This is a genomic window from Prosthecobacter fluviatilis (assembly GCF_042655725.1).
GTDB lineage: Bacteria > Verrucomicrobiota > Verrucomicrobiia > Verrucomicrobiales > Verrucomicrobiaceae > Prosthecobacter > Prosthecobacter fluviatilis.
In genome coordinates this window covers 1,949-21,957 of record NZ_JBHSMQ010000018.1, presented here as the reverse complement: position 1 = coordinate 21,957, position 20,009 = coordinate 1,949, and the positions used below count along the sequence as shown (strand labels likewise).

Genomic DNA, 20,009 nt, shown 5'->3' with positions numbered 1-20,009 from the left:
TCCGAACACGGAAGTGAAACGCTGTTGCGCCGATGATAGTATGGCGAAAGGCTATGCGAAAGTAGGACGTTGCCAGATTAAACATCACCCCGCATCCCCTCAAAAGGATGCGGGGTTTTTTGTGCCCCCATCCCATCCCAGCCGCGCCTGCCGCAAACCACGGGCAAAAACGCGGCCCGCCGGCACCAGCCCGGCCGCTCAAACGCCTGAAACCTCTGTGCGTTGGCGGCGTCTTCCAAAATCATTGCCGAAACGCCAGCCTCGCATCACCCAGCGCAGGCTTGAGGGGACACGCCTCCCCGCCTCACGCGTCTGCCCAGCACAGGCAGCGCTGGCTTTCCCCAGCCAGCAGCCGTCGGAGCCCATGACTTTCGCGGCAGAGACTGCCTGCCCAACGGCAAGGTGTTTTGCGCGCAGTCATGCCGGCGGATGCGAAGCCCCCAGCGCCACAGCGTGTCGCGTCCTGTAACCGGGGCAATGATCGCCGGCGGAGCGCCTTTCCCGCAGCCAGCCGAAATCGCCTGCGCCGGGCACGCGCTTGCCCAGCATGGGTAGTGCTGGCTGCCCCCCCCTGCCAGACCTGTCACGTCACGACTGAGATTCCCCTTGCCCCGCTCAACCGCAAGAACACCACAACAAGCGTCTCATACCACGATGCGATGAAAACGGGTCTGAAGGTGGAGGCACGATCCGACGGAGGGGGATCATCTTGATCCCCGCACCTGCAGCGTGTTCGTGGATCTGCGAAGACGCAGGGCGCTGCGGGAACGTGTGGGATCGGGACGATCCCACTCCGCCTGAGGCTTCGCCGCAGCGACGGAGGGGGATCATCTTGATCCCCCCACCTGCAGCGTGTTTGTGGATCTGCGAGGGCGCTGGGCGATGCGGGAACGTGTGGGATCGGGACGATCCCACTCCTCCAGAGCGCGGGCTGGCCGCATGGAATGCTGGCTTTCACCCATGAGACCCGTTTTCAGCTGTGCGTGGTGTAACACGACGCGTGACGGCGGCCACTGACTCATTGAGTCCCTGAAGGCAGATCTTTTGTCAGTAGTGTTTACACGTCGCTCTGCACGCACATTCAAAGCAGCTGGTCTGCATACTGCCGCCATGCGGTCTCAACAGAGGAAACGCCCGTCTCAATGCTCGGCAGGCTTCGCTTGGAGCCTGCTTATTTGCCCTCCAGAAACAGAACAAAAATCAAACGCCCATCTTTCCAGGGAGGGCCGCCGATAAACAAAGGACTGTCCTTGCGCAAAACAGCATCACTTTTGACCAGCACCTGGTGCTCACGCCAGACTTGGAGGTGCAGATTGACCCCGCCACGCTCGGCTGGACCTTTGGAGTCTATCTTCATGAACAGATCCCGGGAGGGAACGACCCACGATTCATACTCCCGGAAAATGTCCTGACGGTGCTGGCCCAGGATTTCGAAGTGTTTGTACGGAAATACTTTCGAGAGGCGCTCATTCAGCTTTGGCAGCTCAGCCTGCATAGGCTCCTTGGCTCCTGTCAGCTGGCTGGCATCATTGGTGGCGAAAATGAGCGCTCCCCAGACATGCCCGTCCGTCGCGTGCTTGACGGAGGAAACCACGGCTGCAGGCTGCCCCTGCCCCTGGGCAAAAGCCGTGAGAAAAACAAACGTCAGCGCTGGGAGAAAGAATTTCATCCGCGCGGGGTGAGCAGGGGATTGCCTAGCGCGTCACGCGAAATCATGAGCACTGCGGCGCCCTGTGAGTTGTACATCGTGGTTGAGGCCAGCTCGGGTTCCACCTCACTGCGCCCGACATGGATTCCAGACACTTTTCTTTCCGCAGGCACGGCATCCAGGCCGTCCAGCATCAGCACGGTGGCTTCCGCAGCATCGTCGTGGTAGGTGCGTGCCTGCACATGCGTGTTGGGCGTGTAGGAGCTGAGAATCATGCTTTCGGAGGCCCCCCCGTTTTCAGGGTTCAGCACCACGAAGCCCAGCACTGCGAGGGCTGCGGCACCTGCCACTGCAAACCAGGGCTTCCGCAGCCATTGCAGCAGGCTGCCAAGGCCAGGGGCAGCCTGCCTGGCGCGTGCTTCATCCAGCGCCATCTGGGTGATGCGCACTCCGATTTGCGTGTTGAAGTAATCTGCGTGCGGCACCCGCATTTCTGCAGGCAGGTGGGTGCGGAGGCTGGCGCTGAGTGCGCGCATTTCCGCAGCTTCTTTGGCGAGCACCGGGTCGGATTTGAGGCGGGTCTCAAACGCGCGGCTCTCGGTTTCATTCATCTCGCCATCTATCCAGCGGATGAGATCATGTTCTTCAGAGGGATGTTTCATAAACGTCGTGGAGTTGTTCCTGAAGTTTTTTGCGTGCGTAAAAGAGACGTGACATGACCGTGCCGAGGGAGCAGGGGATCAGAGCGGCGATTTCTTCATAGGCGAGCCCCTCCACCTCCCGCAGCACGATGACCTGCCGGTGCTCGGGCGAGAGCTTGGCGATGGCCTCCTGAATACGCTGCCCGAGCTCGGCGTTGCGCAGCGCCGTGTCAGGCGCGAGGTCCCCTTTCGGCGCCGCCTCTGCGCCGGCGGCGACACGGTGTTCGGTGCGCTCGTCATCAAATTCACCATCCCCCTGGATCTTTTTCTTCCGCAGCCAGTCATAGCTGACGTTGTGGGCTATCCGGTAGAGCCAGGTGTAAAACCCCGCATCATGCTTGAACGTCGGCAGCGCACGCCAGGCCTTGATGAAGGCCTCCTGGGCGAGATCCCAGGCTTCGGTTTCGTTCTGGATGAGGTGGTAGGTCATGGCGTAGATCCTCCCACGGTAGCGAGTGACGAGGACGTCAAAGGCCCGTGTGTCGCCAGCTTGGCTGCGCTTGACCAAGTCGAGGTCGGAGACTTCGCCAGGGTCAGTCGAGGCTGAGGCAGGCATGGATGTTTGATGGCGAAGGATTGACGACCTTGAGTGGAAATTTATTCAGGTCTCAGCACTTTTTGGAGCCAAAAAGTGCAGCGGACGTTGAATCAGGGAATCTTCAGGCTCTGACCCGGCCGGATCAGATCGCTGCTGAGGCCATTGGCGGCCTTGATCTTGGAAACGGAAGTGCCCTTTTTCCGGGCGATGGCAGACAGCGTGTCGCCTTTGGCGACCGTGTACCGCGATCCGCCGGATTTTTTGGCCGAGCTCTTGGACGCCGTGGCTTTTTTCTTGGCAGAGCTGCCAGACGCACTGCTTTTCTTGGGCGCGGCTGAACTGCTGGGAGGAGTCACCTTTTTCGAGCTGCTGAAGGCATAAGGGTTCACCGGGGGCTCCGGCTCCGGTGGCAGAGAGGGCGGGGCTGGCGGTGTCTGGTATTTCGGCGCCGAGGAGGAGGCGTAGCCACTCTGACCCGGGTAGGGGTTGTAGTGCCCGTCATTGCCGTAGTTTGATGCGTAGGGATCGCTGCTGCCCGACTTTTTCAAGTTCTCACAGGAGGCCAGGAAAAGGCAGGAGGCGGACAGCGCAAGGATTCGAAGAGCAGTCATGGTAGGGCGAGGTTCCAGCGAGCAAACACGCGGGGCCGGTAATCTAGCCACTAATGAAATCAGGCGCATCCTTTTCAATGCCAAATTTGCCGCTCATGCGCCTGAGCTGCGATTTCCGCAGGTTGGCGCAATAGTGCGCGTGGCCGAGGCGTTGTGCCTGAGCGGGGAAATCTTCCGACACAGGTCTTGCCAATAGGCCTGGCATTCCCTAGCTTCGCGTCCCACCCCATGAAAATCGGCTTCAATCTTCTTCTCTACTCCGGCCACATCACCGAGGCTAACTACCCTGTCATCGAAAAACTCAAGGCCACCGGCTATGATGGGGTCGAGGTTCCGATCTTCGACGTCAGCAACCCCGCCCATTTCAAGGGCATCGGCCAGGTGCTCAAGGACAATGGCCTCGAGTGCACCGCCGTGACTGTGCTGCCGGACGAGGCTCACAATGCCATCAGCCCCGTGGCTGCGAACCGCCAGGGTGCCATCGATCATCTCAAGCGCGTCATCGAATGCGCGCACAATGCCGGCGTGCAGACGCTCTGCGGTCCTTACTACCAGGTGCTGGGCCAGTTCACGGGCGCTTTCCCCTCGGAGGCCGAACTCGCAGGTGCTGCTGAGGTGCACCGCGCCATCGCCCCCATAGCAGAAGCTGCCGGCGTGAAGTGCGCCATCGAGGCGCTGAACCGCTTTGAGGCCCACCTGCTCAACACCATGGAGCAGGCCGCCGCCTACGTGAAGCGCGTGGATCATCCAAACTTCGGCACGATGTACGACACCTTCCACGCCAACATCGAAGAGAAGAGCCCCATCGCCGCCATCGACACCGTCTTTGCCTCCGGCAAGCTCAACCACGTGCACATTTCTGAAAATGACCGCGGCACCCCAGGCCGTGGCCACATCAACATCGTGGAGCAGATCAAGCACCTCAAGAAAATCGGCTATGACGGCTGGATGACCATCGAGGCCTTTGGCAGCGCCCTGCCGGACCTCGCCGCCGCCACCCGTGTCTGGCGCGATTTCTTCCCGAGCACCGAACAAGTTTACACCGAAGGCTTCGCGCTCATCAAAAACGCGCTCGCCTGAGATCAAGCCCACACCCAGCCATTCATCCCAACATGAACACACCAACAACCACTCCCGCTGCGGCCACTTCCCGCCGCCAGTTTATCGGCACCACCGCCGCCGCCAGTGCGCTGACCGTCGCCCAGTCTGCCTGGGCAGCCGGCAGCGATGAAATCAAAATCGGCCTCATCGGCTGCGGCGGCCGCGGCACCGGCGCTGCCAATCAGGCTCTGAGCACCAAACAGCAGGGGGTGACGCTGCACGCCGTGGCAGACGCCTTCAAAGAAAAGACCGACAAAGCGCTGAGCGGCCTGCGCGACAAAAATCCTGACAAGGTCAAGGTGGACGACTCCCGCAACTTCGTCGGCATGGATGCCTACAAAAAAGTCATCGACTGCTGCGACCTCGTCATCCTCACCACGCCTCCCGGCTTCCGTCCGTACCACTTCGAAGCCGCGGTAAACGCCGGCAAAAACATCTTCATGGAAAAGCCCGTGGCCGTGGACGCCCCCGGTGTGCGCAAGGTGCTGGAGATGGCCAAGGTGGCCGATGAAAAGAACCTCAAAGTGGTCGTGGGCCTGCAGCGCCGCTACCAGAACTGCTACAAGGAAGCCCTCACGCAGGTGAAAGAGCAGGGCATCATCGGCGACATCGTCTCCGGCCAGGTGTACTGGAATGGCGGTGGCATCTGGTTCCGCGACAAGCTTCCCGGCCAGAGCGAGCTCCTCTACCAGATCAACAACTGGTACTTCTTCACCTGGCTGTGCGGCGACCACATCAACGAGCAGCACATCCACAACATCGACGTGGCCAACTGGTTCATCGGCGGCCACCCCGTCAGCGCCCAGGGCATGGGCGGCCGTATGCAGCGTGTGGACAAGAAGTTCGGCCAGATTTATGACCACCACTACGTGGAGTACACCTATGAAAACGGTGTGCGCATCAACAGCCAGTGCCGCCACCAGTCCGGTGTGAGCAATGCCGTGCGCGAGGAATTCACCGGCACCAAGGGCAAGATCTATCTGGACAACGGCGGCCGCTGCTATGCCAACGACCACAAGGGCAACACCATCTGGAAGTACCGCCCCGGCGGCAAAGACATTGGCGACGCCAAGGGCAAGGCCGCGAAACGCCTCGACCCGGATCCATACCAGACCGAGCACGACATCCTGCAGGCCGCCATTCGCGAAAACAAGCCGCTGAACAACGCCTACTACGGTGCTGAGTCCACCATGACGGCCCTCATGGGGCGCATGGCCACCTATTCCGGCAAAGAGCTGAAATGGGATGACGTGCTCAACAGCAAGGTGCAGCACATGCCCAGCATCATCACCCCCGAGTCCGAGGCTCCGGTCAAACCCGACGCCGAAGGCTGGTACCCCGTCGCCATCCCCGGCTGGGCCGCCAAGGACTACGCCGAGCACGGCCGCCAGAACGTTGAGATCGTGTAATCCCGCCGTTCAGGTTCACTCTGGCCCCGGTTGCAGCGATGCAGCCGGGGCTTTTTTCTGGAGTACGACAGGCACTCCTGCCTGTCGGCCAGCGCGGCTTTGCGCTCACCGGGTAAAAGTGTCCAACCCCCTCCGCTGAACTCTCGGATTTCAGCGGCTTCTTCCGGCCAGTTCAAAACACCCGCCAAATCCCTTGCCAATCGCACGTTCTCTTCGCTACAACCACAGCTTCATGAACACCAGCCGCCGCACTTTTCTCACCAGCTTTGCCGTTTCCGCCGCCACCACGACCCTGCTCTCGCGCGACTGGTCAGGCCAGACCCCGGAGCGCTACCCTGACCCGGATGTCATCGTGCTGGAGCCTGAGTTTGAAAAACTCATTCAGGGAAACTCCCCCATCCGCCGCCTGCACACCGGCATGCTCTGGGCCGAAGGCCCTGCCTGGAACGGCACCGGCAACTACCTCGTGTGGAGCGACATCCCCAACAACGCCCAGATGCGTTACCTGCCCGAGGACGGACATGTCTCCGTGCTGCGCAACAACGCCAACAACAGCAACGGCAACACCTTCGACCTGCAAGGCCGCCAGATCTCCTTTGAGCATGCCACACGCCGCGTCGTCCGCTATGAGCTGGACGGCAGCGTCACCGTGCTGGCGGACAAGTTTGAGGGCAAACCGCTCAATGCCCCGAACGACGGCGCGGTGCATGCAGACGGCTCCGTCTGGTTCACCGATCCCGGCTACGGCAGCATGATGGACTACGAAGGAAACAAAGGGGAGCTCCACCTCAAAGAGTCCGTCTATCGCATCGATCCCGGCGGAGAGATCACCAAGATCACCGAGGATCTGGAGAAGCCCAACGGGCTCTGCTTCTCGCCAGATTATAAGAAAGTGTACATCGTGGACACCGGTTCGCCGAAAAACATCCGCGTCTATGATGTGGATGGGAAGACCGTGAAAAACGGCAAGGTTTTCACCACCAACAAAGGCGCACTGGCGGACAAAAAAGCGAAGGGCAACTCAGACGGCATCCGCTGCGATGTGGAGGGCAATCTCTGGGCCAGCGCCGGATGGATTGGCGATGGCTACGATGGTGTGCATGTCTTCAATCCCGAAGGCAAAATGCTGGGCTACATCAAGCTGCCCGAAACCGTCAGCAATCTCTGCTTTGGCGGGCCGAAGCGGAACCGCCTGTTCATCACGGCCTCCCAGAGCCTCTACTCGCTGCATGTGAACACGCGAGGCGCTCATCATTGCTGAGGCTGCTTCGGTCAGCACGGCGTCTTGATCTTCGGCTGCGGTCGTATTAAACGAGCGCATGGATGAATCCTACACGCAGCGCTTTGGCGGCATCGGACGGCTTTACGGAGCTGCGGCGTTGCCGCGCCTTCAGGCGGCGCATGTGGCCATCGTGGGCGTCGGTGGCGTGGGCTCCTGGGTGGTCGAAGCCCTGGCACGCAGCGGCATTGGCGAGCTGACGCTGATCGACATGGACGATGTCTGCATCACCAACACCAACCGTCAGCTCCCGGCGCTGGCGCACACCGTGGGTGTTTCCAAGGTGGATGTGCTGGCCGCACGTGTGGCGGAGATCAATCCCGCCTGCCGCGTGAACCGGGTCATCGAGTTCCTCACGGAGTCGAATGTGGATCGCCTGCTCGCGCCAGATTTCCATTTTGTGGTCGATGCCGTGGACCGCACCTCCATCAAGGCGCTGATTCTGGCCAGGTGCCATGCTCGCGGCATGCCCGTCATCACCTCGGGTTCTGCAGGCGGGAGGCGAGATCCCACACTCATCCGCACGTCAGATCTCGGTCATGCCGGGGCGGACACGCTGCTCAAAGGTGTGCGCCAGTGCCTGCGCCGCCAGCACAGCTTTCCCAAGAGCGAGGAAGGCCGCCCTCTGGCCATGGGCATCCCCTGCGTTTTTTCCAGCGAGAAACCTGTCTACCCCTGGGCGGATGGCTCCTGCTCTCTGGAGCCCGAATCGGGTGCTGAAACCGGCCTCCGCCTCGACTGCGCCGCAGGCTTTGGCGCGGCGACGCATGTCACCGGCACGTTTGGCTTTGTGCTGGCGGCGGAGGTGGTGCGGAGGCTGGCAGCCGAGGGATGAGAGGAGCGCAGAATGCGCTAATCTTGTGATCAATCCCCGGCCGACGACTTTGGCCGGCTATCACGGATTCCAAAGGAGCGGCGTTGCTTTGCCCACCAAGCAACGAGGGGCAGCCAGCACAAAAAGCCACCAGCAAGGTAAACGAATGCAGAGGCCTCCTGCGCAGGGGTCCTGGCTTCGAAGAGGGCGGACACGAAAAAACTGCCGAAGTAGGAGGCCATGAGGTAGAAGACGATCCAGCCGAGATACCACATCCAGACTTTGCGGTAGAGAAGACCGAAGCTGAAGATGGAAAAGACGGCGGCGAGGCCCAGGAAGTAAGGGAACGCTTCCATGATCTGGAGGAAAGGATCGGCTGGGCCTGCACCTCACTTCGCCACCGGCTTGCCCGCCTTGACCCAGCCGCCAAAGCCGTCGTCCATGTGGATGAGGTGGGTGAAGCCCAGCTTTTCAAAAGACGGCAGCGCCCGGGTGCTGCGGCCGCCGGCCTGGCAGTGCACCAGCGTGGGCTGGGTCTTGTCCAGCTTGGCCAGCTGCGCTTCAAAGTCGGCGGACATGATGTCGATGTTCTTCGCGCCTTGGATGTGCCCGTCCTTGAATTCGTCCGGCGTGCGCACATCCACGATCACGACCTTTTCTGCGGAGATGATTTTGGCGGCTTCGTCGGCTTTCACATGTTTCACGGGGTCTGCAGCAAGGGACATGGCGGGTAGGATGAGGGTGAGAATGAGGGTGGTGATGAGATGTTTCATGGGTGGCTGGGTTACAAGGTTGAGGTTTGAAGTTTCACGCTGAGGCGGAGGTGGCGCAGTGGACTTCGACGGGCATGTGGCTCAGCCGCCGGTAGAGCTTTCGCAGCTTCAGCAGAGGCCACCAGCGGTAGAGATAGATTTCCAGCGGCTTCCACATGGCCACCCAGCCGATGATGGTCAGCCCTTCGCGGGCGACACTCTGCCAGCTGGTTTCAGCCGGGTTGAGCAGGGTGGCGGTGAACTGGCACAGCCCCAGAAACAGCAGGCCGATCAGCAGGGAGACGCGCCCTTCGCGCATGAGACGCCTGAGATCACGCAGCGCCATGTCGGCACGGTATTCAAAATAGTGGGCGACGGAATCGGCAACAAGCTGTTGTGCATCGGCGACACCGGCGGGGTGTTTCGCCAGATGCACAACGAGCTTCAGACCGTGTTTGTGCGGGTGCTCCTGCGCCCAGCTGACGATAAACTCCTCCGCATCGTGGTCCAGGTCACGCTCATGGAAAGGCGAGGGGTCCAGGGAGTTGAACAGCTGGTTCAACTCCGTGAGCTTGACCTCGATGAGGTTTGTCATGGGCACGATGCAGTGGGAACAGCCTAGGCCTTTGCAGCAGCATAGCCTTTGGCGACCTCTGCCCAGTTCACGACATTCCACCACGCGGCGATGTAGTCAGGGCGCTTGTTCTGATACTTGAGGTAGTAGGCGTGCTCCCAGACATCCAGGCCGAGGATCGGGGTGCCGAGATCGGCCTCATCCACGATGCCCTTCATGAGCGGGTTGTCCTGATTCGGCGTCGAGGTGACCTTCAGCTTGCCGTCTTTGGTGACGATGAGCCAGGCCCAGCCTGAGCCAAAACGCTTCACGCCGGCTTCTCCAAAAAGTTTTTTGAAGTCGTCGATGCTGGTGAAGGTGCTCTGGATGGCCTCTCCCAGCTTGCCTTCGGGGCCTTTCGGGCCGCTGCCGGCCGGTGCCATCCATTTCCAGAACCAGGTGTGGTTCACGTGCCCCCCGCCGTTGTTGCGGATGGCGGTCTGCGCAGCCTCGGGGAGTGCTTTGATGTCGGACACCAGTTCAATCGCGTCAGTTTTGCTGATGTTGGCCGCCTTGAGCGCGTCACCCAGCTTGGAGATGTAGGCCGTGTGGTGCTTGCCGAAGTGGATGTTCATCGTCATCGCATCGATGTGGGGTTCCAGGGCTTCCGGGGCATAGGGCAGGGGAGCCTGGGTGAGGTCCAGCGCATGGCTCCTGGAAGGTGCAAGGAACGAGCCTGCAAGTGCAGCGGTGCTGGTGGTCAGGAAGTGGCGGCGATTCATGGTGTTTGGGGTGTGGGTAGAGCCCTAGAATACGAAGACAGCAGGGGCGATGTCACGGCGAAAGTGCCGCGTGCATTCTTTTGTCACCGTGATAATTTGGCGAAAATCTGTCATGGCCGCAGTCATCCATCCCCCCGAGTGGACCACTCCGCAGTCCTCTTTTCGTTCCCGAGACGACTGGAGCCTGAAGTGGTGGGTCATGTTTGCCCTGATCCTCTCTGTCGTGTTTCACATGATGCTTGTCGTCGGGTTTGACTCACTGGGCATTTCGGACGTGCCTCCCGCCAAGCCTCGGGATGTGCCGGAGCGTTTTCGCATCGATGAGCGCCTGCTCAAGGAGCAGCAGGCCATTCAGCAGATTCCGGAAATCATCGCTCCGGGAAACGTGCCGGACATGAAGGCCTTTGAGCCGAAGCTGGATGATTTTGACAAGCTGCAGGAGCTGCCAAAGAACCAGGAGATCGACCTCACGCCGAATGTGAAGGAGATCACCAATTTCATCCGTGCCAACGACCCCGGTGATGGCGCGCCTGGCACGCCCAAGGGCAGCGACATGGCCAAGCTGCTCGCCCCCCAGTCCATGGACGGTCCGGACATTGCCGCCGAGATGGCCAGCGTTCGCAGGGATGTCCTTTCCAAGCCGCTCTCGGAAAAACAGATGCTGCTGGACGCCGGAGCTGCAGACCCTGGCGAGGGTGGCAAGATGGACAGCGGCCTGCTTGACGCTGTGAAAAGCCAGGGCACCGCGACTGCCGCAGGCGCGCGAGTCAAAGGCTTCAGCAATCTGGATGACCTGCTCGGCGGCGGCGGCAAGATGGGCGGCAGCACGGCCCCAATCCTGATGCCCACCGACCTGCTGTTTGAGTATGGCAGCGATCAGCTCGCTGAAGCAGCACGCCTCAGCCTGATGAAGCTGGGCTTCCTCATCCAAAAAAACCCGGACTCCCTCTTCATCATCGAAGGCCACACAGACAGCTTTGGCGGCGAGGAATACAATCTCGAGCTGAGCATGAGGCGTGCGAACGCCGTGGTGAGCTGGCTGCGCGAGTCCCTCGGGCTTGGGACGGACAGGATCCAGGCCATGGGCATGGGCAAGTCGAAACCGATCGTCAGCACCGCAGGCACCGCTGAGCAGCAGGGCATGAACCGCCGTGTGGAAATCAAGGTGAGGCCCAAGAAGTAACCCGTTTCACGTCAACCTCGCAGCCCGCATACCGGTGAAGTCCGTGTTCCTGCAGTTAACTAAACTTTGGTTGCGCGGTGGCCGCTGGCTGGTGATGACCGCCTGTCTGCTCTTTTTTGCCTGGTGCTATGTGCAGGCCTTTCAGCGGCAGGAGGCCGGCTCTCCGGCCAGTCTTTCAGAGCATGAGCGCCTGTACCTGAACGCAGCCATTGAGACCCGGCAGGATCTCACGCCGGATTTCTCCAAAAGCGTTTCGCGGCCGCTGAACGACTGGCTGCCACACCGCACAGACGGGGTGGTCCGTCCGCTCTGGCCCTGGCTGGCAGCGTGGAATGTCTCCCTGGGGCAGTCCGTGCCGTCCGGCGCCCTGGACCAGGATCATCAGCATGTGGTCAAAGCCGGCAGGCGCTGGCTCATGGGGCTGGGGCTGGGGTTTTTATGGATGCTGGGGCTGGCGGCGGCGCGGGCGTTTTCGGTGCCTGCGGCGCTGCTCACGATTTTGACCATCGGCTTTGGCGTGCTGCTGCCCTCCACGGCGGAGTTTTCCCCCGATGTGCTGTTTCAGCTGCTCTTTCTGCTTGTCTGGGTGTGCTGCGTGGCGGCGCTGAAGCGCAATTCCCTCTGGCTCTACGGTTTGATCGGGCTGATCTCGGCGCTGGCAAACCTGACGCTGCCCACCACCACCACGCTGGTGCTGGTGTTTGTTTTTGTCAGCAGCCTCCGCTGGCTGTGGGGCTGGGTGCTGGCCCACCTGCCGCATGAGGGCGGCACGTCTCTCTGGGTATGGCGCAATCACTGGCTGGGCATGATCCTCCTGGTGGCATGCCACCTGATCACCGTCGGGCCCATGCTTGCCTACTCGAAGGAGAAGCTGGGAGATGCCGCGCCTTTCCACTGGCGCTGGTTCAAAAATGAAGAGGCCATGCAGCAGTGGACGGCAGCGCACCGGACACGCGAGGCCCTGCAGGCGGTGCCGAAGGATGAGCTCCCGAGCTACGCCACCTACATGGCAGCGCATGCACCTGAGGAGGTGAAGGGGCGTTTCTGGCAGGGGGGGCTCAAAATGCTGGAGGAGGTGCTGCAGTTTCCCTGGAGCTTTGATTCTTTGCCGCATGAGCGCGGCGTTTTTGTGATCGTGCTCGCCGGCATTCTTGGCTTGCTGCTGCTGATCATTGCCTTCGTGGCGCCACGTGCGGCGCATGCCGGGCAGGCCCTGCATCCTGAAACGGCCCCGCTGGCCCTTTTCAGCATTCTGGCCTTCGCGGCCTGCACCCTGGATTTCGGCTGGGACGTGCCGGTGCTCACGTGGGGCAGCCGTCATCTGGCCCTGTATCCACCGCTGGTGCTCAGCCTGCTCTGGGCCAGCGAGTCCCTGGTGCATCGGGCACGCCGCCGCAACATGCGGCTGCCTGTCTTTGTGATTTATGAGGCTGTTCTGTGGGCGCTTTGCCTTCTGGCCTTCTGGCGTGTGATCGCGGTCTTGCAGCCGCACTCTTTCGCGGCATGAGTGCGCCCCCTTCATGGCTGCTCCCAAACATCGGTTCATTCTCTGCTTCGACTTTGATGGCACCCTCGTGCACCCCGAAAGGGATCCGGTGTTTCATCCCGGCCTCGGGCAGATGATTCAAATGCTGCGCGGGCAGGGCGCGGCCTGGGTGATCAACACCGGACGCGGCTTGAGCCAGGTCATCGAGGGGCTGGCCCAGCACGGCATCTACATGGAGCCGGACTTCATCATCGCCCAGGAGAGCGACATTTATAAGCCGGGCTTCTTCAGCCGCTGGACCGACTACGGTTCCTGGAACCGGCAGGCGCGGCGTGCCCAGGAGCGGTTTGCCAAGGACCACCAGGCATCTCTGCTGGCCATCCGGCAGATGGTGGAGTCGCAGACCAATGCCTCCTTCATCAACGGGGGCGAAGGGGAGATGGGCATCGTCGCCACCAGCGATCTCGAGATGGACCGCATCTGCCTCTACATCGACGCTCACACGAGGCAGTTCCCGGACATCGGCTACCATCGCAACGGCATCTACCTGCGCTTTTCGCACAGTGGCTACAGCAAGGGCACTGCGCTCAGCGAGCTTGCGCGCCTGCTTGGGCTGGATGCCTCGGCCTGCTTCGCCGCAGGGGACAATTTCAACGACCTCAGCATGCTCGACCCGCGCCATGCCCGCATGATCGCCTGTCCGGGCAATGCCGTGGAACCCGTGAAGCGCATCGTTCATACGCGTGGCGGGTTCGTCGCCAGCCGCTTTGCCAGCGAGGGCATGATGGAGGCGCTGACGCATTTTTTTGGAAATTCCCAGGCTCCGGCAGCTTAATTTTGCCTTTTCTAAAGATTTCAGGGCAAGTTTTCCTTGCCGAAGCGGGAGACCTGTGGAAACCTCCACGCCCCTCTTCCCAAAAGAGGTAGTAGAACTCTCATTTTTTCAGGTTATGGCATACGCAATCATCAAAACAGGCGGCAAGCAGTACAAAGTCTCCGTGGGCGACAAGTTCGACGTGGAGAAGCTCGAAGCTGCTGAAGGCGACATCGCCACTTTCGACCAGGTGCTCGTCGCCGGTGAAGGCAGCAGCATCAAAGTGGGCGCTCCTACCGTCGCAGGTGCCACCGTTTCCGCCAAGGTGCTCAGCCAGCACAAGGCTGACAAGGCCACCACCTTCAAGTTCCGCAAGCGCAAGGGCTTCCACAAGACCCGTGGTCACCGCCAGCCGCTGACCCTCGTGCAGATCACCGCCATCAACGCCTAATCTTTTACTTCTCACTTCTTATGGCCCATAAAAAAGGACAAGGTTCCGTCAAAAACGGTCGCGACAGCCAGAGCAAGCGTCTTGGCGTCAAGAAATTCGGTGGTGAATCCGTCATCGCAGGCAACATCATCCTCCGCCAGCGCGGCACCAAGTGGGTTCCAGGCCGCAATGTCGGTCTTGGCCGCGACCACACCATCTTCGCCCTCGTGGACGGCAAAGTGCTTTTCGACAAGGACGGCACCCGTGTGAACATCGAGCCAGCCCTTCAGGCTTAATCAGCTCGACCAGTCTGTTTTGAATCAGGGCGCGGATCATCCCCGCGCCCTTTTTCATGCCCAAATTTCACCTTCGCGCTTCAATTTCCTACTTTACACATCGGGAATTGGGTGAATACTCGCTCCCCCTCGCATGAATCCCGACCAAATCCAAGCTCTCAACGACGCTGCTCGTGGCCAGTCGCCCCAGGAAATCATCAAGACCGCCCTCGCTCATGCCGCTGGCGGTGCCATCGTCACTACCAATTTCCGCCCCTATGAGGCGGTGATCCTGCATCTGGTGGCCGAGCAGCAGGCAGACGTGCCCGTGCTCTGGGTGGACCACGGCACCAATCTCCCCGAAACCTACGTCTTCGCTGAAAAAAGCCGCGAGCGCCTGAGCCTCAACCTCAAGCCCTACCTGCCCAAGATGACCGCCGCCCACTGGCTGGCTCTCAACGGCGGCCAGGTGCCGATGCCCGATGAAGTGGAGCGCGTGGAATCCTTCAGCCGCATCATGAAGCTGGAGCCCTTTGAGCGTGGCATGCGCGAGCTGGCCCCGAAGGTGTGGATCACCGCGCTGCGCAAGGAGCAGAACCCCCAGCGTGCCGCCACGCTGCAGCCCTTCATGTGGGACGCCAAGTTCAACTGCCTCAAGGTCAACCCCATCCTCGACTGGACGCCCGTGGAGATGGACGCCTACCTGGCCGAGCACAAGCTGCCGAACGAGCGCACCTACTACGACCCTGCCAAAGGCGACGAAAAGCACGAATGCGGCCTGCACGCCAAGCTCGTCACTGACAAAGCGTAAGCGTCCATGGATTTTCTGACTCCAGAATTTGGGCTCTACGTGCTGGCCGGCTTTGTGGCGCAGCTCATCGACGGTGCGCTGGGCATGGCCTATGGCGTCAGCGCTTCGTCGCTGCTCTCCGTCTTTGGCGTGTCGCCGCAGGTGGTCAGTGCCACGGTGCACGCTGCGGAGTGTTTTACCACCGGGGCCTCGGGCCTTTCGCATCATGCGTTTGGAAATGTGGACCGCACCCTGTTCCGCAGGCTGCTCATCCCAGCGGTGATCGGTGCCGTGCTCGGCGCTTACATCCTGACTTCCATCGACGGCAAGGTGCTCAAGCCCTACATCTCGATGTACCTCATCATCATGGGCGCGGTCATCATTGCCAAGGCCTTCACCCGTGTGCCGCCCAAGAAAGTCACCACGCATCTCGCGCCGCTGGGCTTTGTCGGTGCGCTGGTCGATGCCATGTGCGGCGGTGGCTGGGGCCCCATTGTGGCGTCAAATCTGATCATCCGTGGCAACGACACCCGCATCACGGTTGGAAGCGTGAACGCGGTGGAGTTCTTCGTCACGCTCTCCGCTTCCATCACCTTCTTCCTCACCATCGGCCTCACGCATTGGAACATCATCGTCGCGCTCGCCCTCGGCGGTGTCATCGCCGCGCCGCTGGCTGCGTGGGCTGCCAAGCACATCCCGCACAAGCCCTTCATGGTGCTCGTGGGTCTGCTCATCGTCGTCGTCAATTCCCTCCGCGTTTTCAAGATCCTTTAATTCAACCCGTCACATGTCCGCGATCACCCATCTTCAGTTCCTCGAATCCGAGGCCATCTACATCCTGCGGGAAACCGCCGCGCAGTTCCAAAAGCCCGCGCTGCTCTTCTCCGGCGGCAAGGACTCCATCGTCATGGCCTGGCTCGCACGCAAAGCCTTCTACCCCTCCAAGCTGCCCTTCCCGTTGCTGCATGTGGACACCGGCCACAACTTCCCTGAGGCCATGGAATACCGCGACTGGTTCGTGCAGGAGATCGGCGCCACGCTGACGGTGGGTCTGGTGCAGAAGTCCATTGATGAAGGCCGCGTGCAGGAGGAGAAAGGCCACACCGCCAGCCGCAACAAGCTGCAGACCGTGACGCTGCTGGACACCATCGAAGAGCATCAGTTTGACGCCTGCCTCGGCGGTGGTCGTCGTGACGAAGAAAAGGCCCGCGCCAAGGAGCGCTTCTTCAGCCACCGCGATGAGTTCGGCCAGTGGGACCCCAAGAACCAGCGCCCCGAGCTCTGGAACATCTTCAACGGCCGCAAGCATTTCGGAGAACACTTCCGCGTCTTCCCGCTGAGCAACTGGACCGAGATGGACATCTGGCAGTACATCCGCCAGGAAAACATCCCGCTGCCAAGCCTCTACTTCAGTCACAAGCGCAAGATCATTGAGCGCCACGGCCAGCTCCTCGACGCCAGCACCGGCATCATCCCGCTGCTCGATGAAGAGAAGCCCCGCGTGAAGGAGATGACCATCCGTTTCCGCACCGTCGGCGACGCCACCTGCACCGGCGCCGTGGAATCCACCGCCAGCACGATTGATGAAATCGTCGCCGAAGTGGCCGCTGCACGTCAGACCGAGCGCGGCACCCGTGCCGACGACAAGCGCTCCGAGACCGCCATGGAAGATCGCAAAAAGGAAGGGTATTTCTGATGAAAAGATTGGCTGAAGCACTCTCCTACTCGGTGGCTTATCTCGCTTCCGTCCGTCGCAACGATGAAGACGCGGCAGATGAAGACTGCGAAACACTGGACTTCATGACCGCGATCGTGCGCGAAGCCTCACCCGCTGAGATCGAAGCCATTCGAACAGCTTCAGAAGAAGCCATCGCAACGCTTCTTCAAGACCCGGAACCAGATCACGAATTCATTCAAGGTTACCGCGACTGCATCGAAAACCTCTGCAACCAGACCGCATAGTCCCCTTCACTCACTTTTTTATCATGGACGTTCTCGTTAACCCCACCGAATCCTCTTTGCTTCGCTTCACGACCGCTGGTTCGGTCGATGATGGCAAAAGCACGCTCATCGGCCGCTTGCTGTATGATTCCAAATCCATCTTCGAAGACCAGCTTCTCGCTGTCGAAGAATCTTCCAAACGCCGTGGCGATGCGCATGTGAATCTCGCTTTGCTCACCGACGGCCTGCGTGCCGAGCGCGAGCAGGGCATCACCATTGACGTGGCCTACCGCTACTTCGCCACGCCAAAAAGAAAATTCATCATCGCCGATACTCCAGGGCACATTCAGTACACGCGCAACATGGTCACCGGTGCCTCCACCGCTGACCTCGCGATCATTCTGATCGATTCGCGTCTCGGTGTCATCGAGCAGACCATGCGCCACACGTATCTCGCCTCGCTGCTGCGCATCGGCCACATCGTGCTGGCCGTGAACAAGATGGACCTCGTGAACTTTGACCAGGCCGTCTATGACAAGATCGTGGCTGACTACATGGCCTTTGCCAAAGGCCTCGAAAATCTGCCGCACGTCACCCCCATCCCGATGAGCGCGCTCAATGGCGACAACGTGGTGGACAAGTCGGAGCACACTCCGTGGTACACCGGCCCGTCCCTCCTGCAGCATCTCGAAACCGCGCAGGTGCATACGGAAACCGCTGTCGATGAAGCACGCTTCCCCGTGCAGTGGGTCATCCGCCCCATCTCCGACCGCGAAGACGCCAAGCTCGGGAATCTGCACGACTACCGTGGCTTTGCCGGTCGCGTGGCCAGTGGCACCTTCAAAGTGGGCGATGACGTGCTCGTCTATCCCTCGGAGATGAAGACGAAGATCACCGGCATCCACACCTTTGAAGGCCCGCAGGAGGAAGCCATCCCGCAGCTCAGCTACAGCATCACCGTGGCCGATGAGATCGACACCAGCCGTGGCGGCATGATTGTGAAGGCCGGCGAACCCGCGCAGACCGCCCAGGAGTTTGACGCCATGATCTGCTGGTTTGCCGACAAGAAGACGCTCAAGCCCCGCAGCCGCTTCCACCTGCGCCACACCACCAATGACGTGCGTGCCGTCGTCACCGACGTGCTTTACAAGGTGAACATCAGCACCCTGGAAAAGAGCGCCGCCAGCAAGGAGTTCTCATTGAACGACATCGGCTGCATCCGCCTGCGCTGCGCTGCGCCGATCTTCTTCGACTCCTACTCCAAGAACCGCACCACCGGCAGCTTCGTCCTCGTCGATGAACAGACGAACAACACCGTGGCCGCAGGCATGATCCTCAAGCCTCTGGTGGACGCCGGCGACGAAGACGCCGAAGTCGCTATTTAATACCACGCACTGCTGAACACGGGTCTCATTGGTGGAAGCGAGCTGCCATGCGGCCCGCCAGCGTTCTGGAGGAGTGGGATCGTCCCGATCCCACAGGCTCTCGCAGCACCCGGCGTTTCCGCGTCATCCGCGAATGCGCTGCAGGTGGGGGGATCAAGATGATCCCCCTCCGTCGGTTCGTGCTCCCGCCTTGCCTCTGTGTTCGCCGGGTCCACCGAACACATTTTCGAGAAGAGGTCCGATTCGGATTTCATCGCGCCCATGCTTGCCAGCAGCTTCAGCACTGGCTTGTATGGGCGCATGCTTTTCCGCACCGTCATTGTCTCAGCAGCCTTCTTTGCCGTCATCATTGCGCCTCTGCGTGCCAATGATGCCAGCATCAATCTCGGTGCGCATGGTCCCGAGCCGGTGGGCGAGTTTCGGGGGGAGGAATCCGTCGTGCGCATGGTGTCGGAAAAGATCGACATCACCTTCGGCAAGACGGAGACGCACGTGCACTGCCGCTTCGTGTTTCGCAGCAGCAAAACGGGGGGCGATGCCGTGCAGATGCTCGGCTTCCCGGATTTCCACACCGAGGCCGACACCGGCACCATCCACTCTATGATCAGCCGTGTGGATGGCAAAGAGGTGCCTTCCAAAAAGCTGCGCGGCTGGCAGGATCTGGAAACGTCCAGGTGCCATCTGGGTACCTCGATGGAAGGAGCTGCCGCCGACTTCTACACCATCACCGTCAGCTTTCCCCCGGACCGCGATGTGGTCGTGGAGCGCGAGTACACCGCCACCAATGGCCGCTCCGTCATGGGAGACACCTCCTTCTCCTACACCACCCGCACCGGCGGCAGCTGGAAGGGGACCATCGGCAGGGCGGAGTTCCACGTCACCCTGGATGGCTGGAAGCTCGATGACCTGGCCTTTGAAGACGGAGAGCAGAAAATCGATCCGCGTGTGCAGCGCAAATATGGATCGCCCAATCTGAGCGAGTGGAAAGTCGAAGCCCCCAACAAGCTCAGCCTTGTCTGGACGAATTTCGAGCCCGCCGTGCACCACACGCGCCAGAACATTCACCTGCAGACCTGGAACGTGCCGGCTCAGGAGTGAGGTCGTTCGCGCATCGTGCACCGCTCTGGGCGTAGGTTGGGTGTGTTTGGCGTCGGGTGCATTTCATGCTCCCCAGCTCCCTCCGCCAAACCGCCCGACTGCGAGGGCGTTCGTACGCCATGGTGCCTGCCGTACGCTGATGGACGGGCGGGCTGTCGCCACACCCATCCTACGTTCTGGCGCGGCGCTCTGGGCGTAGGTTGGGTGTGTTTGGCGTCGGGTGCATTTCATGCTCCCCAGCTTCCTCCGCCAAACCGCCCGACTGCGAGGGCATTCGTACGCCATGGTGCTTGCCGTACGCTGATGGACGGGCGGGCTGTCGCCACACCCATCCTACGTTCTGGCGCGGCGCTCTGGGCGTAGGTTGGGTGTGTTTGGCGTCGGGTGCATTTCATGCTCCCCAGCTCCCTCCGCCAAAC

The 20,009-nt window shown here is 60.9% G+C and carries 23 protein-coding genes; 15 read left to right on the top strand and 8 right to left on the bottom strand.

The features are described from left to right. Positions 1-1,171: 1,171 nt before the first annotated feature. From ACFQDI_RS25090 to ACFQDI_RS25075, 4 genes are all read right to left on the bottom strand, one after another. Positions 1,172-1,669, bottom strand: coding sequence for a hypothetical protein (locus tag ACFQDI_RS25090; protein ID WP_377172248.1), 498 nt, complete (start codon positions 1,667-1,669; stop codon positions 1,172-1,174). Beyond that, positions 1,666-2,310 carry an anti-sigma factor family protein gene (locus ACFQDI_RS25085; RefSeq protein WP_377172245.1) on the bottom strand — a complete coding sequence of 215 codons (645 nt, stop codon included), beginning with the start codon at positions 2,308-2,310 and terminating at the stop codon, positions 1,666-1,668. Before ACFQDI_RS25085 ends, ACFQDI_RS25090 begins: the two co-directional genes overlap by 4 nt. Beyond that, positions 2,294-2,905, bottom strand: a complete 612-nt coding sequence (locus ACFQDI_RS25080; protein WP_377172243.1) for a sigma-70 family RNA polymerase sigma factor — start codon at positions 2,903-2,905, stop codon at positions 2,294-2,296. The genes ACFQDI_RS25085 and ACFQDI_RS25080 overlap by 17 nt, the downstream gene beginning before the upstream one ends. A 92-nt stretch (positions 2,906-2,997) precedes the next feature. Beyond that, positions 2,998-3,498 (bottom strand): LysM peptidoglycan-binding domain-containing protein, encoded by a 501-nt coding sequence (locus ACFQDI_RS25075; RefSeq protein ID WP_377172241.1) that lies wholly within the window; start codon positions 3,496-3,498, stop codon positions 2,998-3,000. 228 nt (positions 3,499-3,726) lie between these two features. Between ACFQDI_RS25075 and ACFQDI_RS25070 the strand changes: the two genes are divergently transcribed. From ACFQDI_RS25070 to ACFQDI_RS25055, 4 genes are all read left to right on the top strand, one after another. Further along, positions 3,727-4,578, top strand: coding sequence for a sugar phosphate isomerase/epimerase family protein (locus ACFQDI_RS25070; RefSeq protein ID WP_377172239.1), 852 nt, complete (start codon positions 3,727-3,729; stop codon positions 4,576-4,578). A 32-nt stretch (positions 4,579-4,610) separates the two neighbouring features. Further along, entirely contained in the window at positions 4,611-6,008 is a 1,398-nt protein-coding gene (locus ACFQDI_RS25065) for a Gfo/Idh/MocA family protein (RefSeq protein ID WP_377172237.1), read from the top strand. 232 nt (positions 6,009-6,240) lie between these two features. Further along, positions 6,241-7,269, top strand: a complete 1,029-nt coding sequence (locus ACFQDI_RS25060; protein WP_377172235.1) for an SMP-30/gluconolactonase/LRE family protein — start codon at positions 6,241-6,243, stop codon at positions 7,267-7,269. A 58-nt stretch (positions 7,270-7,327) separates the two neighbouring features. Further along, entirely contained in the window at positions 7,328-8,122 is a 795-nt protein-coding gene (locus ACFQDI_RS25055; RefSeq protein WP_377172233.1) for a tRNA threonylcarbamoyladenosine dehydratase, read from the top strand. Positions 8,123-8,151: 29 nt separating this feature from the next. On the opposite strand, the gene ACFQDI_RS25050 is transcribed toward ACFQDI_RS25055, so the two are convergent. From ACFQDI_RS25050 to ACFQDI_RS25035, 4 genes are read right to left on the bottom strand one after another with little or no spacing between them, the layout of a single operon-like run. Beyond that, positions 8,152-8,457, bottom strand: a complete 306-nt coding sequence (locus ACFQDI_RS25050; protein ID WP_377172231.1) for a hypothetical protein — start codon at positions 8,455-8,457, stop codon at positions 8,152-8,154. A 33-nt stretch (positions 8,458-8,490) separates the two neighbouring features. Further along, positions 8,491-8,874 (bottom strand): rhodanese-like domain-containing protein, encoded by a 384-nt coding sequence (locus tag ACFQDI_RS25045; protein ID WP_377172229.1) that lies wholly within the window; start codon positions 8,872-8,874, stop codon positions 8,491-8,493. 34 nt (positions 8,875-8,908) lie between these two features. Beyond that, on the bottom strand, positions 8,909-9,448 hold the full coding sequence (locus ACFQDI_RS25040) for a hypothetical protein (RefSeq protein WP_377172227.1): 540 nt from the start codon (positions 9,446-9,448) through the stop codon (positions 8,909-8,911). Between the two features lie 23 nt (positions 9,449-9,471). Then, entirely contained in the window at positions 9,472-10,188 is a 717-nt protein-coding gene (locus ACFQDI_RS25035; RefSeq protein WP_377172225.1) for a superoxide dismutase, read from the bottom strand. Positions 10,189-10,300: 112 nt separating this feature from the next. On the opposite strand from ACFQDI_RS25035, the gene ACFQDI_RS25030 reads away from it, so the two are divergent. From ACFQDI_RS25030 to ACFQDI_RS24980, 11 genes are all read left to right on the top strand, one after another. Then, on the top strand, positions 10,301-11,371 hold the full coding sequence (locus tag ACFQDI_RS25030) for an OmpA family protein (protein ID WP_377172223.1): 1,071 nt from the start codon (positions 10,301-10,303) through the stop codon (positions 11,369-11,371). 94 nt (positions 11,372-11,465) lie between these two features. Next, on the top strand, positions 11,466-12,878 hold the full coding sequence (locus ACFQDI_RS25025; RefSeq protein WP_377172221.1) for a hypothetical protein: 1,413 nt from the start codon (positions 11,466-11,468) through the stop codon (positions 12,876-12,878). Positions 12,879-12,891: 13 nt separating this feature from the next. Continuing rightward, on the top strand, positions 12,892-13,692 hold the full coding sequence (locus tag ACFQDI_RS25020) for an HAD family hydrolase (RefSeq protein WP_377172219.1): 801 nt from the start codon (positions 12,892-12,894) through the stop codon (positions 13,690-13,692). A 115-nt stretch (positions 13,693-13,807) separates the two neighbouring features. Then, positions 13,808-14,122 carry a 50S ribosomal protein L21 gene (gene rplU / locus ACFQDI_RS25015; RefSeq protein WP_377172217.1) on the top strand — a complete coding sequence of 105 codons (315 nt, stop codon included), beginning with the start codon at positions 13,808-13,810 and terminating at the stop codon, positions 14,120-14,122. 20 nt (positions 14,123-14,142) lie between these two features. Then, positions 14,143-14,397: a 50S ribosomal protein L27 gene (rpmA, locus tag ACFQDI_RS25010; protein WP_377172215.1), complete on the top strand. Its 255-nt coding sequence runs from the start codon at positions 14,143-14,145 to the stop codon at positions 14,395-14,397. A 133-nt stretch (positions 14,398-14,530) separates the two neighbouring features. Further along, positions 14,531-15,187, top strand: coding sequence for a phosphoadenosine phosphosulfate reductase domain-containing protein (locus ACFQDI_RS25005; RefSeq protein WP_377172213.1), 657 nt, complete (start codon positions 14,531-14,533; stop codon positions 15,185-15,187). 6 nt (positions 15,188-15,193) lie between these two features. Continuing rightward, positions 15,194-15,940, top strand: coding sequence for a sulfite exporter TauE/SafE family protein (locus ACFQDI_RS25000; protein ID WP_377172210.1), 747 nt, complete (start codon positions 15,194-15,196; stop codon positions 15,938-15,940). A 13-nt stretch (positions 15,941-15,953) separates the two neighbouring features. Then, positions 15,954-16,862, top strand: a complete 909-nt coding sequence (gene cysD, locus ACFQDI_RS24995; protein WP_377172208.1) for a sulfate adenylyltransferase subunit CysD — start codon at positions 15,954-15,956, stop codon at positions 16,860-16,862. 8 nt (positions 16,863-16,870) lie between these two features. Continuing rightward, complete coding sequence (locus ACFQDI_RS24990) at positions 16,871-17,128, top strand: hypothetical protein (RefSeq protein WP_377172205.1); 258 nt, start codon at positions 16,871-16,873, stop codon at positions 17,126-17,128. A gap of 23 nt (positions 17,129-17,151) precedes the next feature. After that, on the top strand, positions 17,152-18,492 hold the full coding sequence (locus ACFQDI_RS24985) for a sulfate adenylyltransferase subunit 1 (RefSeq protein ID WP_377172203.1): 1,341 nt from the start codon (positions 17,152-17,154) through the stop codon (positions 18,490-18,492). A gap of 261 nt (positions 18,493-18,753) precedes the next feature. After that, complete coding sequence (locus ACFQDI_RS24980; RefSeq protein WP_377172201.1) at positions 18,754-19,590, top strand: hypothetical protein; 837 nt, start codon at positions 18,754-18,756, stop codon at positions 19,588-19,590. Positions 19,591-20,009: the final 419 nt, after the last annotated feature.

What these genes read in the sequence shown, in the direction of transcription:
- ACFQDI_RS24985 (WP_377172203.1), top strand. Translation starts at nt 17,152, where the DNA reads ATGGACGTTCTCGTTAACCCCACCGAATCCTCTTTGCTTCGCTTCACG.
- ACFQDI_RS25075 (WP_377172241.1), bottom strand. Translation starts at nt 3,498, where the DNA reads ATGACTGCTCTTCGAATCCTTGCGCTGTCCGCCTCCTGCCTTTTCCTG.
- ACFQDI_RS25065 (WP_377172237.1), top strand. Translation starts at nt 4,611, where the DNA reads ATGAACACACCAACAACCACTCCCGCTGCGGCCACTTCCCGCCGCCAG.
- ACFQDI_RS25080 (WP_377172243.1), bottom strand. Translation starts at nt 2,905, where the DNA reads ATGCCTGCCTCAGCCTCGACTGACCCTGGCGAAGTCTCCGACCTCGAC.
- ACFQDI_RS25020 (WP_377172219.1), top strand. Translation starts at nt 12,892, where the DNA reads ATGGCTGCTCCCAAACATCGGTTCATTCTCTGCTTCGACTTTGATGGC.
- ACFQDI_RS24980 (WP_377172201.1), top strand. Translation starts at nt 18,754, where the DNA reads ATGCTTGCCAGCAGCTTCAGCACTGGCTTGTATGGGCGCATGCTTTTC.
- ACFQDI_RS25035 (WP_377172225.1), bottom strand. Translation starts at nt 10,188, where the DNA reads ATGAATCGCCGCCACTTCCTGACCACCAGCACCGCTGCACTTGCAGGC.
- ACFQDI_RS25090 (WP_377172248.1), bottom strand. Translation starts at nt 1,669, where the DNA reads ATGAAATTCTTTCTCCCAGCGCTGACGTTTGTTTTTCTCACGGCTTTT.
- ACFQDI_RS25040 (WP_377172227.1), bottom strand. Translation starts at nt 9,448, where the DNA reads ATGACAAACCTCATCGAGGTCAAGCTCACGGAGTTGAACCAGCTGTTC.
- ACFQDI_RS25045 (WP_377172229.1), bottom strand. Translation starts at nt 8,874, where the DNA reads ATGAAACATCTCATCACCACCCTCATTCTCACCCTCATCCTACCCGCC.
- ACFQDI_RS25005 (WP_377172213.1), top strand. Translation starts at nt 14,531, where the DNA reads ATGAATCCCGACCAAATCCAAGCTCTCAACGACGCTGCTCGTGGCCAG.
- ACFQDI_RS25070 (WP_377172239.1), top strand. Translation starts at nt 3,727, where the DNA reads ATGAAAATCGGCTTCAATCTTCTTCTCTACTCCGGCCACATCACCGAG.
- ACFQDI_RS25085 (WP_377172245.1), bottom strand. Translation starts at nt 2,310, where the DNA reads ATGAAACATCCCTCTGAAGAACATGATCTCATCCGCTGGATAGATGGC.
- ACFQDI_RS25030 (WP_377172223.1), top strand. Translation starts at nt 10,301, where the DNA reads ATGGCCGCAGTCATCCATCCCCCCGAGTGGACCACTCCGCAGTCCTCT.
- ACFQDI_RS25000 (WP_377172210.1), top strand. Translation starts at nt 15,194, where the DNA reads ATGGATTTTCTGACTCCAGAATTTGGGCTCTACGTGCTGGCCGGCTTT.
- cysD (WP_377172208.1), top strand. Translation starts at nt 15,954, where the DNA reads ATGTCCGCGATCACCCATCTTCAGTTCCTCGAATCCGAGGCCATCTAC.
- rplU (WP_377172217.1), top strand. Translation starts at nt 13,808, where the DNA reads ATGGCATACGCAATCATCAAAACAGGCGGCAAGCAGTACAAAGTCTCC.
- ACFQDI_RS25025 (WP_377172221.1), top strand. Translation starts at nt 11,466, where the DNA reads ATGACCGCCTGTCTGCTCTTTTTTGCCTGGTGCTATGTGCAGGCCTTT.
- rpmA (WP_377172215.1), top strand. Translation starts at nt 14,143, where the DNA reads ATGGCCCATAAAAAAGGACAAGGTTCCGTCAAAAACGGTCGCGACAGC.
- ACFQDI_RS25050 (WP_377172231.1), bottom strand. Translation starts at nt 8,457, where the DNA reads ATGGAAGCGTTCCCTTACTTCCTGGGCCTCGCCGCCGTCTTTTCCATC.
- ACFQDI_RS25060 (WP_377172235.1), top strand. Translation starts at nt 6,241, where the DNA reads ATGAACACCAGCCGCCGCACTTTTCTCACCAGCTTTGCCGTTTCCGCC.
- ACFQDI_RS25055 (WP_377172233.1), top strand. Translation starts at nt 7,328, where the DNA reads ATGGATGAATCCTACACGCAGCGCTTTGGCGGCATCGGACGGCTTTAC.